Origin of the sequence: Nocardioides sp., from assembly GCF_035576065.1 — a bacterium.
In the GTDB taxonomy this organism is placed as follows: domain Bacteria; phylum Actinomycetota; class Actinomycetes; order Propionibacteriales; family Nocardioidaceae; genus Nocardioides.
The window spans coordinates 111,434-125,882 of sequence record NZ_DATLWX010000008.1 but is presented as its reverse complement, the minus strand read 5'-3'; the positions used below and the strand labels follow the sequence as shown (position 1 = coordinate 125,882).

The 14,449-nt window shown below is 69.2% G+C and carries 18 protein-coding genes; 6 read left to right on the top strand and 12 right to left on the bottom strand.

The annotated features are described in order from the left end of the window. Positions 1-37: 37 nt before the first annotated feature. Entirely contained in the window at positions 38-1,585 is a 1,548-nt protein-coding gene (locus tag VNJ48_RS04210; RefSeq protein WP_325599420.1) for a flotillin family protein, read from the top strand. A 9-nt stretch (positions 1,586-1,594) separates the two neighbouring features. Here VNJ48_RS04210 and VNJ48_RS04205 read toward each other — a convergent pair whose 3' ends face one another. Next, positions 1,595-2,356, bottom strand: a complete 762-nt coding sequence (locus VNJ48_RS04205) for a CDP-diacylglycerol O-phosphatidyltransferase (RefSeq protein ID WP_325599418.1) — start codon at positions 2,354-2,356, stop codon at positions 1,595-1,597. 127 nt (positions 2,357-2,483) lie between these two features. Beyond that, positions 2,484-3,485 (bottom strand): hypothetical protein, encoded by a 1,002-nt coding sequence (locus VNJ48_RS04200; protein ID WP_325599416.1) that lies wholly within the window; start codon positions 3,483-3,485, stop codon positions 2,484-2,486. 73 nt (positions 3,486-3,558) lie between these two features. Here VNJ48_RS04200 and VNJ48_RS04195 point away from each other — a divergent pair, with 73 nt between their 5' ends. Then, complete coding sequence (locus tag VNJ48_RS04195; protein WP_325599414.1) at positions 3,559-3,900, top strand: DUF2200 domain-containing protein; 342 nt, start codon at positions 3,559-3,561, stop codon at positions 3,898-3,900. Between the two features lie 9 nt (positions 3,901-3,909). Here VNJ48_RS04195 and VNJ48_RS04190 read toward each other — a convergent pair whose 3' ends face one another. The 3 genes from VNJ48_RS04190 to VNJ48_RS04180 form a co-directional block, all read right to left on the bottom strand. Further along, positions 3,910-4,707 (bottom strand): hypothetical protein, encoded by a 798-nt coding sequence (locus VNJ48_RS04190; protein ID WP_325599412.1) that lies wholly within the window; start codon positions 4,705-4,707, stop codon positions 3,910-3,912. Beyond that, positions 4,707-5,624: an ABC transporter ATP-binding protein gene (locus VNJ48_RS04185; protein ID WP_325599410.1), complete on the bottom strand. Its 918-nt coding sequence runs from the start codon at positions 5,622-5,624 to the stop codon at positions 4,707-4,709. The genes VNJ48_RS04190 and VNJ48_RS04185 overlap by 1 nt, the downstream gene beginning before the upstream one ends. A gap of 99 nt (positions 5,625-5,723) precedes the next feature. Beyond that, complete coding sequence (locus tag VNJ48_RS04180; RefSeq protein WP_325599409.1) at positions 5,724-6,386, bottom strand: TetR/AcrR family transcriptional regulator; 663 nt, start codon at positions 6,384-6,386, stop codon at positions 5,724-5,726. Between the two features lie 120 nt (positions 6,387-6,506). Here VNJ48_RS04180 and VNJ48_RS04175 point away from each other — a divergent pair, with 120 nt between their 5' ends. Together VNJ48_RS04175 and VNJ48_RS04170 are read left to right on the top strand one after the other, a co-directional pair. After that, complete coding sequence (locus tag VNJ48_RS04175; RefSeq protein WP_325599408.1) at positions 6,507-7,277, top strand: DUF4386 domain-containing protein; 771 nt, start codon at positions 6,507-6,509, stop codon at positions 7,275-7,277. Beyond that, positions 7,232-7,705, top strand: coding sequence for a hypothetical protein (locus tag VNJ48_RS04170; protein ID WP_325599407.1), 474 nt, complete (start codon positions 7,232-7,234; stop codon positions 7,703-7,705). The genes VNJ48_RS04175 and VNJ48_RS04170 overlap by 46 nt, the downstream gene beginning before the upstream one ends. Here VNJ48_RS04170 and VNJ48_RS04165 read toward each other — a convergent pair. Together VNJ48_RS04165 and VNJ48_RS04160 are read right to left on the bottom strand one after the other, a co-directional pair. After that, complete coding sequence (locus tag VNJ48_RS04165; RefSeq protein ID WP_325599405.1) at positions 7,700-8,230, bottom strand: metallophosphoesterase; 531 nt, start codon at positions 8,228-8,230, stop codon at positions 7,700-7,702. The genes VNJ48_RS04170 and VNJ48_RS04165 overlap by 6 nt on opposite strands. Further along, the gene (locus tag VNJ48_RS04160) at positions 8,227-8,841 is read right to left on the bottom strand and encodes a hypothetical protein (protein ID WP_325599402.1); all 615 of its coding nucleotides are present in this window, start codon (positions 8,839-8,841) and stop codon (positions 8,227-8,229) included. Before VNJ48_RS04160 ends, VNJ48_RS04165 begins: the two co-directional genes overlap by 4 nt. Positions 8,842-8,911: 70 nt before the next feature. Here VNJ48_RS04160 and VNJ48_RS04155 point away from each other — a divergent pair, with 70 nt between their 5' ends. Both VNJ48_RS04155 and VNJ48_RS04150 read left to right on the top strand, forming a co-directional pair. Continuing rightward, positions 8,912-9,991, top strand: coding sequence for a saccharopine dehydrogenase (locus VNJ48_RS04155; protein ID WP_325599400.1), 1,080 nt, complete (start codon positions 8,912-8,914; stop codon positions 9,989-9,991). A gap of 49 nt (positions 9,992-10,040) precedes the next feature. Then, the gene (locus tag VNJ48_RS04150; protein ID WP_325599398.1) at positions 10,041-10,712 is read left to right on the top strand and encodes a hypothetical protein; all 672 of its coding nucleotides are present in this window, start codon (positions 10,041-10,043) and stop codon (positions 10,710-10,712) included. A gap of 34 nt (positions 10,713-10,746) precedes the next feature. Here the strand turns inward: VNJ48_RS04150 and VNJ48_RS04145 are convergent, their stop codons facing one another. The 5 genes from VNJ48_RS04145 to VNJ48_RS04125 all read right to left on the bottom strand — a co-directional run bounded on the left by VNJ48_RS04145 (position 10,747) and on the right by VNJ48_RS04125 (position 14,410). Then, complete coding sequence (locus VNJ48_RS04145; protein WP_325599396.1) at positions 10,747-11,106, bottom strand: YciI family protein; 360 nt, start codon at positions 11,104-11,106, stop codon at positions 10,747-10,749. Positions 11,107-11,227: 121 nt separating this feature from the next. Then, a complete protein-coding gene (locus tag VNJ48_RS04140; RefSeq protein WP_325599394.1) occupies positions 11,228-11,989 on the bottom strand; it encodes a methyltransferase domain-containing protein in 762 nt (253 codons plus the stop codon). Between the two features lie 38 nt (positions 11,990-12,027). Beyond that, entirely contained in the window at positions 12,028-12,366 is a 339-nt protein-coding gene (locus tag VNJ48_RS04135; RefSeq protein WP_325599392.1) for a hypothetical protein, read from the bottom strand. Between the two features lie 30 nt (positions 12,367-12,396). Further along, the gene (locus tag VNJ48_RS04130; protein WP_325599390.1) at positions 12,397-13,662 is read right to left on the bottom strand and encodes a hemolysin family protein; all 1,266 of its coding nucleotides are present in this window, start codon (positions 13,660-13,662) and stop codon (positions 12,397-12,399) included. A 103-nt stretch (positions 13,663-13,765) separates the two neighbouring features. Next, positions 13,766-14,410, bottom strand: coding sequence for a hypothetical protein (locus tag VNJ48_RS04125; protein ID WP_325599388.1), 645 nt, complete (start codon positions 14,408-14,410; stop codon positions 13,766-13,768). Positions 14,411-14,449: the final 39 nt, after the last annotated feature.

The following is a 14,449-nucleotide window of genomic DNA, read 5'->3' as shown; positions in this document are numbered from 1 at the left end:
AACCACCATCCCCGAAACACCATTCAAGGAGAACCTGATGGACCTGAGCCCGATCATCGCGATCGCCGGCCTGCTCGCACTCGTCGCGCTGCTGGTGCTGCTCGTCACGAGTCGCTACAAGGTGGCCGGACCCAACCAGGCCTTCATCGTCACCGGACGCAAGGGCAAGGCGGTGCTCAACCCGGAGACCGGGGCCCTGACCACCGACCTCTCCGGCCAGAAGGTGATCCTCGGCGGAGGCACGTTCGTCATCCCCTTCGTGCAGAAGCTCGCCACGCTCGACCTGTCGAGCCGGCGCATCTCGGTGCAGATCCGCGGCGCGGTCTCCGGACAGGGCATCAAGCTGAACGTGGAAGGTGTGGCCATCGTGAAGGTCGGTGGCAACGCCGACCAGATCCGGCTCGCGGCGCAGCGGTTCCTCAGCCAGCAGGAGGAGGTCGAAGCCTTCACCCAGGAGGTGCTGGCGGGCGCCCTGCGCTCCATCGTCGGCGGGTTGACCGTCGAGCAGATCATCCGTGACCGTGCGGCCTTCGCCCAGCGCGTCGCGGACGAGTCGGAGAACTCCCTGACCGGTCAAGGCCTGATCCTGGACACCTTCCAGATCCAGGACGTCACCGACGACGGCACCTACCTCGCCGACCTCGGTCGCCCCGAGTCCGCGCGGATCAGCCAGACCGCGCGCATCGCCGAGGCCAACGCCCGCCAAGCGGCGGAGCAGGCCTCGATCGCCGCTGAGCAGGAGATCGCTGTCTCCCAGCGTGCACTCGCCCTGAAGCAGGCCGAGATCAAGGCCGAGACCGACGCCGCGTCCGCCAACGCGGCGGCTGCCGGTCCATTGGCCCAGGCCGATCGTGACCAGGCCGTGCTCCTCGAGCAGGAGAAGGTCGCGGTGCGGCAGGCTGCGCTGACCGAGCGCCAGCTGGAGACGGAGGTCCGCAAGCCCGCCGACGCCGCTCGCTACAAGGTGGAGCAGGAGGCCGAGGCCAACCGGACCGCCGAGATCGCTGCCGCGGAAGGCCGCAAGGCCGCGACCATCGCCGCCGCCGAGGCCAAGGCCGAGGAGACGCGCCTCAACGGTGAGTCGGAGAAGAGCCGCCGTTCGGCGCTGGCCGAGGCGGAGGCCATCGAGGGTGCCAAGCGTGGTGAGGCGGAGAAGGCCCGGCGGGTGGCAGAAGCCGACGCCACCCGTGCCGAGGGTGAGGCCACCGCTGCCGCGACGCTGGCTGTCGGGCAGGCGGAAGCAGAGGCGATGGACAAGCGGGCCGAGGCCTTCGCGCACTACAACGACGCCGCCGTCCTGCAGATGCTGATCGAGGTGCTGCCGCAGATCGCCCGCGAGGTGGCTGCGCCGATGGCCAACATCGACCAGCTGACCATCGTGTCCACCGACGGCGCCGGCGCCCTCCCGCGTCAGGTCAACGACAACGTCGTCCAGACCCTCAACATGCTCAAGACGTCGACCGGCCTCGACCTCGAGGCGCTGATCAAGAAGTCGATCGCGAGCGCCGCCGAAGGCTCCGGCCTCGACGTCAACGGCACGGAGCCGGCCCCCATCGACAACAGCCGGCCGGCCCCACAGGCCTAGGCGTCGCGGTCAGGCCGCGGGTGCGGCGGCCCGGCTGCGCCGAGCGGTCAGGTAGAGGCTCAGGACGACGTAGTAGGCGATGTAGGCCACCGAGATCGCCAGCCAGATCGGCGACGGATCCGGGACCTGGTTGAGCAGCACCGCATAGCTGGCGAGCCACAGGGTGGTGAGGACGAGGGTGAGCGAGCGCAGGGTGGTGGTCCGCGAGGGGTAGACGTAGCCGATCGGGACGAAGACGAGCACGGCGCACACCATCAGGAGCACCGCGACGCTGGTCGGCTGCAGGTCGAGGACGACCACGTAGAAGGCGGCGATGTTCCAGTAGCTGGGGAAGCCGAGGAACAGGTGGTCCTCGGTCTTCGCGTCCACCCGGCAGAACTGGTAGACCGACGCCACCAGCGGAATGACGGCCAGCACCGTCGCCGATGTGCCCTCACCGAGATATCCGGCGCTCCACAGCAGGACCATCGGCGTGAAGGCGTACGTGAGGTAGTCGACGATGTTGTCCAGCAGTGCGCCGTCGAACCACGGCACCCGCCTCTTCACCTGCACGTAGCGGGCCATCATGCCGTCCGTGCCGTCCACCACCATGGTGGCCAGACCCAGCCAGAGCGCGCGGACGATGTCGCCGTCCATCACGGCGATCACCGTGAGGAAGGCGAGCACGACCCCGGAGGCGGTGTAGGCATGGACCAGCCAGGCGGCGATCGTCCACAGCCACGCTCGCGCTGGTGACTCGTCCGGGTCGGGGACCGGGTGGTAGGAACCCACTGGTCTCCTCTGCTGAGCTCGCGGGGTGGATGCGGACGCCGGCGTGGCGCCGACTGCAGGAAGTGATCATGCCAGTGCTGGCCCTGCGACGACGAGTCATCACGCAGGACGATGCGTCACATGGCCCTCAGTTCCAGGTGGCCACATAGCTCTCGTGATGCACGAAGTCGAGGGGCGTGGCGTCCGCCGGTGAACCTCCGGCGCTCCAGGTGACGATGCGTGCCTCCGCCTCGCCCCCGCTGGCGGGTGCTGGAGCGCTGCGCCAGGCGAGGAGCTGCGTGCCGTCGTAGTTGGGGACGATGTCGTCGTACGTCGTCGTGCTCGGGCCGGCGCGGTCCCCGTGGACGAGGATGCGGCGGGCGTCGGTGCCGTCAGGTGCGGCGATCCACGTCTCCGCGCGACCGCGCCGGTAGCGGTCGACGACGACGGTCTGGCCGTCGCCGGAGACGCGGACCGATCCGACCCGCGGCATGACGAGGCGCGAGCGCGCGGATCGCCCTGGTCGCACCGACCGAAGGTCCTTCCCGTCGGAGTAGAGGATCCCGTCCGGGGTCCACGCCAGGGCGTCGTTGCCGGGGCTCGGTTGATCGCCAGGCCCCCACGTTGACAGCTCGAGGACGCGTCGGAGGTCCCGACCGTTGGGACGAACCGTCCAGATGGCTGCGGTGGCGAGGTCGCCGTTGGCGGTGCCGGCCTCGAAAGCGAGACGTCGTCGGTTGGGCGACCAGCCAATGCCGCCCACGTAGTAGAAGCGGTCGCGGTGCCGGGCAAGTGGGTCCTGTGCCGGGCCGCCCATCACCGGGGCGACGACGAGCAGGGGAGCGCTGCCTCGACAGCAAGGGCTGAACGCGACGCGCCGTCCTTGGCGATCGTGGACCAGCGCCAGCGTGAAGCCGGTGGGGGACTCATAGATGGTGCGCTCGTCGGTTCCGTCGGGAAGGGCTGAGCGCAGCTGGAACCCGGGATTGCCATCAAATGGGTCATGGGCCCACACGACGCGGTGGACGACCTCCTTCGGAGCTTTCTCGGGCAAGGCTGGTCCCGCCGCAGGGGCGGGACCGGCGAGCAGGACAGGCAGGGCGAGGACGGCGCCTACCAAGGACGTCAGGGCGCCGACACGGGTGATCACGCCGCGAGCGTACGGCCAGAGGCGCCCCGCGCAGCGCCGCCCGTGCCCCGGCCGAGCACTACGCTCGTGCAGCATGAGCCGGATCTTCGCCGTCAGCTTCGCCTCGGTCTACCCCCTCTACGTCGCGAAGGTGGAGAAGAAGGGCCGTACCCAGGCGGAGCTGGACCGGGTGATCGAGTGGCTGACCGGTTTCGATGCCTCGGAGCTGGCCGACCACCTCGCTGCCGGCACGACCTTCGAGGACTTCTTCGCAGCCGCCCGGCTCAACCCGGACGCGTCCTTGATCACGGGCGTCATCTGCGGGCACCGCGTGGAGGAGATCGAGGACCCTCTCATGCAGAAGATCCGCTACCTCGACAAGCTGGTCGACGAGCTCGCCCGTGGCAAGTCGGTCGACAAGGTGTTGCGGGGCTAGGAGCGTGCGTCACCGGTTGGCGTCGTCCCGCACCAGTCGCAGCCATCCCAGCGCCAGCGCGCCACCAGCCCAGACCAGCATCGTGACGACGGCCGAGGTGTAGGTCGTCTCCTCCGAGATCCGCTCGCCGGTCAGCAGGAAGATGGCTCCGCTGCCGGGCAGGACCTCGGCGAGCTCGACCATCCACTCGTAGCCGAACTGGGGGAGCGTGACGGGCAGCAGCAGCACGAGCAGGAAGATCGAGATGAGCGCCCCGGCAGTGCTTCTGAGCACGAACCCGAGACCCACCGCGAGCGCACAGCCCGCGGCGAACACGGTGCCTACGTTGCCGATGACGTCGAGGCCTTCGTCGAGCGGGAGCTCGAGGATGTCCGGCGCGAGGCTGAACGCCGCCACCCCGCTCGCGACTGCCAGCGCCATGCCCACGGTCGTGGCGGTCGCGACCACGACGAGGATGCGCGCGATGAAGAGGGTCGTACGCCGAGGTGTCCACTGCAGCGTCGGCACGATCCCGGCGGAGGCGTAGTCCGCGGTCACCGCGCTGATCGTGAGCGCCAGGAGCGCGAGCTGCGTCGGCAGGGCCGCGATGGACGGGGCGATCCAGGCGGGTTCCCCGACGGGTGGCACGACGTCGCCGGCCGCGTCGTGGCCGGCGATCAGGCCGAGGCCGACCATCGCGACAGTGGCGGCCAGGACGAACCACCAGGTCGCCTTCACCGTCCACAGTCGCGTCCACTCCGCCCGGCACGTGCGGGCCAGGACGTGGGCGGGGCTCACGGTGCCTGCACTCACGGTGCCAGTTCCCATCAGGCCACCTCCGCCGCGGCACCGTGGAACTCCACGCTGTCGCTCGTCAGCTCGATGAAGGCCTGCTCCAGGGACTGCTCGACATCGGACAAGTGGTGCAGCGGGAGGCCCCAGGCATGTGCGAGGTCACCGATGTCCTCAGCGCTGCTGCCGGCGACGTGCACCTCGTGGTGGTCGATGCGGCGTACGTCGAAGCCACGCTGTCGCAGCCGCTCGCTCAACGCCTCCAGGTGCGCCGACCGCACCCGCACCTGGCTGCCGCCGAGCCCGCTCAGCACCTCGGCGGTGGTCGCGTCGACGATCAGCCGACCTCGCCCGATGACGATCAACCGGTCAGCGGTCTGTTGCATCTCGCTCATCAGGTGGCTCGACACGAGCACGGTGCGCCCCTCGTCCGCGAGACCTCGCAGGAGCTCCCGGATCCACCGGACGCCGTCGAGATCGAGCCCGTTGATCGGTTCGTCGAAGAGCAGGACCCTCGGGTCGCCGAGCAGCGCTGCAGCGATTCCCAGCCGCTGTCGCATGCCGAGGGAGTAGCCCTTGATCCGGCGACGAGCAGCCCCCTCGAGACCGACCTGCTGGATCACGTCGTCCACCCGGCGGTCGCTGATCCCGTTGGTGCGGGCCGCCACCCTGAGGTGGTTGCGCCCGGTCCGGCCGGGGTGGACCGAGCCGGGGTCGAGCAGCGCACCCACCTCGCGCAACGGTTCGGCGTACGCCGCAAACGGGTGACCGTTGACCAGCGCGTGGCCGGACGTGGGCCGGTCGAGCCCGAGCACCATCCGCATCGTCGTCGACTTCCCCGCGCCGTTGGGCCCCAGGAACCCGGTGACCAGCCCCGGCTCCACGTCGAAGTTCAGGTCGTCCACCGCCACCACGTCGCCGTACCTCTTCGTGAGTCCTCGTACCTCGATCACTGCTGGGCCCTTCCCTCGCCGGAACACGTCCGCCGAAGGTAGGAGCGCGGGTGGTCGGAAGGGGTGGTCGAGGCGTGGAGATTGTGTGCAGGAGACCGGTCAGCCGAGCTGGCGCGCGAACCCGTCGAGGATCAGGTCGAGGGTGAACTCGAACTCGGGCTGGCTGTCGCACCAGCCGAGCATGTCGCCGTTGTTGGTGTGGATCTCCGAGGCGACCATGGCGGTGATGTGCGGCAGCATCTCGGCCATGGCGGCGAGCTCGGCCTCGGCGAGCTCCGTGTCCACGCTGTCGCCGGTCGCGGCCGGGCTGAACAGCTCCTGCACGAAGCCCAGCGGCATGCTGCCGAAGGTGTGGAGCGCGCGGTGAGCGAGGTGGTAGGAGAAGCCGCCGCCGATCATGGTCGCCAGCAGTGCCTCGTAGATCCCGAAGATGCTGGGCGGGACCGCGGTGCGGGTGTTGATCAAACCGGGCGCCCACGGGTGCCGCAGCATCACGGTCCGCGCGGTGAGGAACCGTCGCCGCAACGTGCTCTGCCAGTCCAGAGGGCCTTCTGCCTCCTCGACGGTGCGGACGGCCTCCTCGATCTCGGCCACGACCGTGTCGAGCAGTCCCCCGAGCAGGGCTTCCTTACCGGAGAGGTGGTGGTAGAGGGACATCGCCTCCACGCCGACGGCGGCCGAGAGCCTGCGCATGGTCACGGCGCCCAGTCCTTCGGCGTCGGCAAGCTCGACGGCGGCCGCCAGGAGACGGTCGCGGCTCAATGGCTCGCGTCTGCTTCGAGCTGGCACGTCGGTCGTCCTCCTCTTCGGTTGCGGGGACCTTACGACGTATGGTTACATGGCACCACCTTACGTTGTAAGGCAAGAATCAAGGAGACTGACATGACCCAGCTGACCGACGCCGCAGCGGCGCACGCGCCCGCGTCCACCGGCGATGCGAGCAGTCGCCGGACAGCCCGGACGACCGCGCTGCTCTATCTCGGCCTGGCCGTGGCGGGGGTGGTGAGCTTCATGCTGATCCGTCCCAGCCTGTTCGAGCCGGGGGACCCCGCGGCGACCCTGGCCAACCTGGTGGACAGTCCCGGGACCGCGCGCCTCGGGATAGCGGCCGAGATGGCAGTCGTGGTCACCCAGGCGCTGGCTGCGATGTGGTTCTTCCGCCTCTTCCGCGCGGTGGACGCCTTCGCCGCCGGCGCGATCGCTGTCTTCGGCCTCGTCAACGCGGTCGTCATCCTGGTCAGTGCCGGCTTCCTGGCGACCGCGCTGGACGTCGCCCTCGAGCCCGTCGGCGACCCCGGGACCGCACAGCTCCTCTATCTGGCGAGCGACAACATGTGGGGCGTGGGGGCGCTCTTCTTCGGGCTGTGGCTGATCCCCATGGGCTGGTGCGTCCTGCAGACACCCTCGATGCCGCGAGCGCTCGGGTGGGTGCTGGTCGGCGGGGGTGTGGGCTACGTCCTCAGCGCGTTCGTCCGCTACCTCGTCCCGGGGGCGGGGGCTCTGGTCGACCTGGCCGCGATCCCCGCGACCATCGGTGAGCTGTGGATCATCGGCTACCTGCTGGTGCGGGGACTGGGCGGCGTACCCCTGCCTGATAGGAAGGCCGAGTGGCGGACGCGCGCATCAGTGCCGACAACCTCGGTGCCTGGCTGATCAAGTGCCAGCCGAGGGTCAACCCGGAACTGCCCCGGTCGATCCGGGCGGGCGACACGCAGCCGATCACCCGATGGTGTGTCGCCGACAACTACCGCAGCCGGATGATGGGACCCGGCGACCGAGCCGTCCTGTGGGTCTCCGGCGACGGCCGCGAGCTGGCTCGGGGGATCTGGGGCCTGGGCTGGGTGACGGGTCCGGTCCGCCCCATGGTCGACGAGCTGGGAGTGGAGACGGACAAGCTGGAGGTCCCGCTCCACCTCCCGCTGCTGTCGTCGGGACTGAGGGCCGAGGAGATCAAGGCCGCCGGCGTCACCGATCTCGAGGTCCTGCGGCTCCCGCAGGGCTCCAATCCCTCGTGGGTGTCCCTCGACCAGCTGACGGTGCTCGCCGAGCTGGTGGACGAGTGGCCCCCCAGGGCGTCATGACCCCTGGGGTCGCGCTGTCCCGAGCGGGGGGAGTCGGTGCAGCGTCACGTCGCTGAGGCGGCCGGCGTCCGCGGTGGCAGTGAGGTAGGTGCACCAGGGCTGGCGCCGACGGTCCGTGGGGGAGCCGGGGTTCAGCAGTCGCAGCCCGGTCGTGGTGGTGGTGTCCCAGGGGATGTGGCTGTGCCCGAAGACGAGCACGTCGAGGTCCGGGTAGAGCGCGCTGCAGCGTTCGTCGCGTCCCTTCGACGCGCCGGTCTCGTGCACGACGCCGAACCGGACTCCTTCGATCTCGACCGGCGCCACCTCGGGCAGCCGCTCGCGCAGCGCTCCGTGGTCGTTGTTGCCGAACACCGCCACCAAGCGGCGTGAACGCGCCTCGATCTCGTCGAGGAGGCGTACGTCGACCCAGTCGCCGGCGTGGATCACGACTGCCGCTTCCTCGATCTCGCTCCACAGCTCGGCCGGCAGGTCGCGCGCGCGTTTGGGCACGTGGGTGTCTGCGATGATCAGGAGAGACGTCGTCATCGACGTACTCCGGGCCCAGGCCCGGCCGCCGCCTGGCAGATCGTCCAAGTGGGAGTAGACGCGATCTCGCCCTTCAGGCGGGCGGCGAGCGTCTCGTAGGCGCCAGGTCCTGTGGTTGCCACGGCAGCCAGTCCGGTGCCGTCCGGCAGGTGCGCACTGACGTTGAAGAGGCGCATGCGGCCGGGCCCGACCGCCTCGGTGTCCACGACCGACAGCACCGAGCCGGCAGGCAGGCACGCCTCGGCGGCCGCCCTCGCCACCATCTGCGCCTCGTGGTCCGGCGCCGGACTGCGATCGCGCTGGCTGGCTCTCGGCGCGCCCTTGAACGTCATCGGCGGCAGTGCCCACCCGGTCGTGGGCGGAGCGTGGCCGGAGGCGAGCCGCATCAGCTCGTGGAGCGCGGCGGTGTTGTCCTGGGCGAGAGCCGCGACGAATGCGTCAGGAGTCTCGGCGCAGGCTGCGTGCACCCAGTGTGACGCCGGAATGGATCCCAGCCGCTCGATTTCCATGCCGTGGTAGCGCCAGTCCGGTGGCAGGGAAGCCGCCGTCCGAGCTTCCAGCTCGATGAAGGCCTTCAGGTCCGGGCTGACGAATCGGTCGAAGAATCCCATGGCCGCGATTGTGGCAGTCGTAGGTCCGACACCGCGCGCTCGGTCAAGGCGCCGATGGCATCCTTTTCGCATGCAGCCTGTCCATGTGTGGATCCGGTCCGAATCGCGCAGCACCGAGCGGCGGGCGCCCGTCGTACCCGCCGACGTACCGCTGTTGCTGGACGCCGGGTTCGAGGTGACCGTCGAGGACTCGCCACAACGCGTCTTCGCCACCGAGGAGTACGCCGCTGCCGGGGCGTTCGTCGTGGACGAGGGCACCTGGACGGACGCGCCCCACGACGCCTACGTCCTCGGCATCAAGGAGCTGTCCGACGAGCCGGCGTCGCTGCACCACCGACACATCTACTTCGCCCACGCGTTCAAGGGCCAGGATGACGCCCGACGCACCTTGGAGCGGTTCCGCCGCGGTGGGGGTCGGTTGCTCGACATCGAGTACCTCACTGACGAGGACGGCAGGCGCGTGGTCGCGTTCGGCTACTGGGCCGGTTACATGGGCGCCGCCCTTGGCGTGCTGCACCTGGCCGGCAGGCTCGCCGCGCCTCTCGCGCCGATGACCAAGCACGAGCTCGACGAGCAGCTGGAGCAGGCCGGGAAGGGGGGTGCCGACCAGCTGCTGGCGCTGGTCACAGGCGCACGCGGGCGGTCCGGACGCGGCGCGCAGCGGGCGCTGATGACCGCCGGCGTGCCGCTCACCCGCTGGGATCGGCAGGAGACGCGGGACCTGCACAAGCAGGCGCTGCTCGGCCATGACGTGCTGGTGAACTGCGTGGTCACGCACACGCCGACGACCCCGTTCGTGGAGCAGGCGGACCTGGAGCACGAGCGCCGGCTGCGGGTGCTCGCCGACGTCACCTGCGACGTCACGGGCCCCACGAACATGCTCCCGGTGAACAGCGAGATCACCACATGGCAGCAGCCGGTCCGGCAGCTGCACGTCGGCAACCCGGACCACGGCAGCGCACCCCTGGACGTCATCGCCATCGACAACCTGCCCTCGCTGCTCCCACGCGAGGCCAGCGAGGGCTTCAGTGCCGACCTGACCCCGCACCTGCTCGGATTGGGTGAGGCGGACGGGCCGTCAGGACCCTGGCGGGCCGCTGGGCGTGCCTTCGACGAGGCGACGGGGAAGCTCGGGGCGCGGGAAGGGTGAGCACGCAGGCTCACACGCCAGACGGAGCTGGCGCCGTACTGTCTGCGGCGTGCCGAGAGACATAGCCTTCCCGCGAGTCTTCAAGGCCATGGGCTGGATCGCGCTCGCCGGACTTGTGCCGTTGAGCAGCGCATGCGGTGCTAGTACCGGCGCTGCGAGCGACGGCCCGGAACCTCTACCCGACGACACCTATCGACAGGTGATCGAGCAGGGGACCGACCCCGCACTGGTGTACAGCATCGAGATCCCCGGCTTCGAGGTGGCGGTGCAATCGGCAGGGGTGGTTGGCGGCTCCGACTACGCCGTGACCTACGTGCCGACGGACCCGCCGTTGGCCTCGCAGGTCTACCTCGAGGTGAGAGACGGGTCCTACGGCGGGGCCCGCTGCAAGCGCGACCCGCTGCGCGGCCCCGACGGCGGCTACTCGACGCTCGTCGAGTCGTGTGAACCCGACGCCAGCGGCTGGTATCGCAGTGGCGATGACTGGCACGAGTACGTCGCCCGCCATGCGGAGCACCATCTCGTCGTGGGAGGTCCCCCAGCGGTCGAACGCGACGTCCTCATCGAGGCAGCGCTTGGGGCTCGGCACCAAGACGGCTCAATGCCCTCGTCCTCGACCCCGGCGACGCCGATGCAGTCCCCCACCACTCGCGGCGACCTGCCCGGAACGGGGGACGGCGCGCCCGTCGACCCGCATGGGTCGAACGCGCCAGGCGGCTAGTGACCGACCCCGCCATACGTCGGATGCTCCCTCGTCATGGCCTGTCGGGGCGCTGCTTGACGCGGCGGACCTCCTGGGGCCAACCACACCCCTCCGCGATCCGGCCCGCCCACATCCGGGCGGTCTCCTCGTCCGGGACGTCGATGATGGTCAACCCGCCGAGGAACTCCGTGGTCTCGGCGTACGGCCCGTCGGTCACCGACACCGTGCCGCTCGTGGCGTCCGCACTGAACGCCTGGTCGATGTCCTCCTCGAGCCCGCCGGCGTAGACAAGGACGCCCGCGGCCTCCATGTCGTGGATCACCGCCATGGAGGGTTCGACGCGCGACTGGAACCACTCCATGTCGTGGTCGCCGACCCACTGCTGGTTGAAGAAGATGATGTATTCGGTCATGGCACTCCTCGGTCCGCGCGGCCCGTCCGGTCGCTCTACAACTGTGACGTGTCAGGGGGACGGGATTCGACACCCGTCGGGTGGAACATCGCCGTACGGCGCTGGCGCGCGCCCACCAGGATCACGGCTTGGTTGCGATGACCTGATACATCCCGCCGATGCGCACATACGGCTCCTGGTCGCAGAGCGCGAGCTCGAGCCGGAGCAGGTCGTCGAAATAGTCCGCGTCGTTCTTCGCGGCGTCGTCCGTCAGCAGGTCGTTGGCGATTCGGCTGCCATAGCGGCGTACCACGGAGAGTCCGACCTCGCCCAGACCGTGCTCCAGCTCGCCCATCTCGACCTTGCGGACGTCATGGTCGAACAGGACCGCGTGCTTCGACTCCGCTCCCAGTTCCGTGATCGCGGCAGCGGGCCCACCACTGACCAGCTGCCGGAGCACCATGCCGACCGGATTGGGAACGACCACCGACAGGACGCCACCTCGACGGACGAAGCCGGCCAACGTGGCGAGGTCGCTGGTGCCGGCAGGGAGGTACTGGAGCACGAAGTGACACAGCACGAGGTCGAACTCACCCAGGTCCGGGGGCGAGGCGAGGTCTCCCTCGATGGTCCGGATATGCACCCCGGCCTGCTCAGCGCGTCGCTCCGCCTCGTCGAGCCAGGCGCGCGACTGGTCGAGAACGGTCACGTCATGCTCCGCCGCCGCGAGCGGGAGCGCGTCCATACCGTCGCCGCCACCGACGTCAAGGATCCGGAGGTTGGTCCCGAGTCGGGACGCCTCCCGCCCCAACGTCTCCTCGATCACGGCGTATCGCACGCGGGCCCACGGGCTCGAGGTGTAGTCACGCCAGGCGGACAGTCGTTCCGAGAAGACATCAGTCACTGCTGCATCCAACACGATGAGGAGCGAGCCGGGACGGCTCAGTCCGGTGCGTGTGGCTCCAGATAGCTCACTGTCACCCCGCGCGATCGTGCGTGCTCGATCTCGCGGCGGGTGCTCTCCCCGACGTGGTCGCCGACGTTGACGATGAGGACCTCGTCCGCCATCGCGACCTTCTGAAGGTGGATGTAGCCGAGCCGCGCGCGTTCCTCCGCGGTGAGCTCCCTGGACGGAGGCAGGGCGGTCGGGGTCAGCACCACGTGTCCGGCGAGCGTCAGCTCAGCGTCAAGACGCTCGAACTCGTCACGGAACTGCATCGAGCCGCAGAGGGTGATGACGGTGAACTGATCGGATGCGGTGCGCGGCTCGCCAAGTGACACTGGACGAGGTTAACGCCGACCAGGCCGTCGTCAGGAGTCGCGGTGCAGCGTCAACCGGGTGACGCGGCTTCCCACGACCTCGGTGACCTCGAGGGTGCCACCTTCTACCCCTACCTGTTCGCCAACCTCGGGGATGTGCCCGAGCAGGGCAATGACGTAGCCAGCGACCGTCTCGTAGCCGCCGTCACGGAGCGTGATGCCTGTTTCCTCCGCGAAGTCCTCGAGACTGCTGCCAGCGTCGAAGTCGGTGAGGTCACCCGATCGCAGGGGCTCGACGTCGTACTCATCGCGGATGTCGCCGACGATCTCTTCGACCAGGTCCTCGAGGGTGACGATGCCGTCGGTACCGCCGTACTCATCGACCACCACGGCGAGGTGGATGCTCTCCTGTCGCATCTTGGCGACAGTGGGGAGGATCAGCTTGGTGCCGGGCAGCATCAGGATCGGGCGCACCAGGTCAGCTACTCGGCGCGGGTCGCCCGCTTGGATGGCGAGCAGGTCACGTACGTGGAGAAAGCCGGTGATGTCGTCGAACCCGTCTCCGGTGACGGGGTAGCGCGAGTACGGAAGGCGCTGGACGATCGTCGCAGCTTCCGCGACGGCGATGGAACCGTCGATGAAGGACACGTCGCCGCGAGGGCGCATCACTTCCTCAATGCTGGTCTCGGTGGCAGCGAACACGTCGCTGAGCATGCGGCGCTCCTGCTCGCCGAGATCCTCGTGGGTGGACACGAGCTCTCGCAGCTCCGACTCCGACAGCTGCTCACTCGTGGCATGCGGATCTCCGCCGAGCAACCGCACGAGGGCGTTCGTCGACAGCGACAACAGCCAGATCACCGGGCGCATGAGCGTGGCGAATCGATCCAGCACCGGTGCCACCGCCATGGCGACGCCGGCGGCCTTCTGCAGAGCGAGCCGTTTGGGGACCAGCTCGCCGAGGACCAGCGACAGGTAGGCGATCAGCAGGGTCATGAGGACAAGGGCCGTGGTCAGGGCAGCGTCCTCGCCCAGTCCAACGCTCTCCAGGTACGGCGCAAGGTCGGGAGCGAGCGTCGAGCCGCCGTATGCAGCGGAGAAGAACCCGGCAACCGTGACGCCGATCTGCACGGCGGCGAGGAACCGGTTGGGGTTGCGGGCAACGGCGGCGACCCGCGCGCCGCGTGCCCCGTTGCGCTCGATTGCGGTGAGCTGGCTCTCCCGCAGCGAGACCAGGGCGATCTCGGTGGCTGCGAAGACACCACCGCCGGTGACGAACAGAAGAACCAGGCCGAAGTTGACCAAGGTCTGGGTGTCCATCAGGACCGTTCACCCCCGGTCGTCGGCGTGGGTGAACGGTTCATATTTCGTGGGTCGTCCATGAGCCACATCGTAGGAGGTGGTCGATGCCGACCGCGGAGCGTCAGGCCACGACGCGATCGCGTGGGATGACGGCGGGTGGGTCGAGGAGTCGGCCCTGTTGGCGGAGGCGGTAGACGGCCAGACCGCCGACCACAGCGCCAGCGGTGCCGAGCGCAAGGTCGCCCAAGGTGTCTCCGTAGGCGAAACGGCGCTCCGAGGAGCGGCTGATGAAGGCGAAGTACTCCGCGAGCTCCCAGGCGATGGCGGACGTCGCCCCAAAGGCCAGCGCCCGTTCGACGGTGCGCAGCGGCCCACTCCAGTGCGGCAGCGTCAGCAGGATGAGGGCTACGGCGAGCAGACCGGTGTTCACGAAGTGCATCCAGTCGTCGAACCAGACCACCGTGTCGTAGAGGTCCATCCGGTTGCCCAGGATGTCGGTGAAGCAGGTGAGGGTGATCAGCAGGTCGGGCACCCAAGGAAAGGACATCCGGTCTCGCCACAGCGTCCACCACAGCAGCGGCACGGTGAAGGCCACGAGCGGGTAGCCCACGGCGCGAAGCCCAGCAGCCTTGTCGCGCAGGTTTCCCTGCTCCGGGTAGAGCAGCGCCAAGACCAGCAGCAGCACCAACGCGGCTTTCGCGGTCACGTTCGCCGACTTGGCCAGGCCCGGCGTTGCCGGATGGGTCACTGCCACAACTTCGGTCATGCAGTCTCCAGCGCTCGTGGCGCCTTTCGTCGGTCAAAC

What these genes read in the sequence shown, in the direction of transcription:
- VNJ48_RS04210 (WP_325599420.1), top strand. Translation starts at nt 38, where the DNA reads ATGGACCTGAGCCCGATCATCGCGATCGCCGGCCTGCTCGCACTCGTC.
- VNJ48_RS04195 (WP_325599414.1), top strand. Translation starts at nt 3,559, where the DNA reads ATGAGCCGGATCTTCGCCGTCAGCTTCGCCTCGGTCTACCCCCTCTAC.
- VNJ48_RS04190 (WP_325599412.1), bottom strand. Translation starts at nt 4,707, where the DNA reads ATGGGAACTGGCACCGTGAGTGCAGGCACCGTGAGCCCCGCCCACGTC.
- VNJ48_RS04175 (WP_325599408.1), top strand. Translation starts at nt 6,507, where the DNA reads ATGACCCAGCTGACCGACGCCGCAGCGGCGCACGCGCCCGCGTCCACC.
- VNJ48_RS04165 (WP_325599405.1), bottom strand. Translation starts at nt 8,230, where the DNA reads ATGACGACGTCTCTCCTGATCATCGCAGACACCCACGTGCCCAAACGC.
- VNJ48_RS04160 (WP_325599402.1), bottom strand. Translation starts at nt 8,841, where the DNA reads ATGGGATTCTTCGACCGATTCGTCAGCCCGGACCTGAAGGCCTTCATC.
- VNJ48_RS04155 (WP_325599400.1), top strand. Translation starts at nt 8,912, where the DNA reads ATGCAGCCTGTCCATGTGTGGATCCGGTCCGAATCGCGCAGCACCGAG.
- VNJ48_RS04145 (WP_325599396.1), bottom strand. Translation starts at nt 11,106, where the DNA reads ATGACCGAATACATCATCTTCTTCAACCAGCAGTGGGTCGGCGACCAC.
- VNJ48_RS04130 (WP_325599390.1), bottom strand. Translation starts at nt 13,662, where the DNA reads ATGGACACCCAGACCTTGGTCAACTTCGGCCTGGTTCTTCTGTTCGTC.
- VNJ48_RS04125 (WP_325599388.1), bottom strand. Translation starts at nt 14,410, where the DNA reads ATGACCGAAGTTGTGGCAGTGACCCATCCGGCAACGCCGGGCCTGGCC.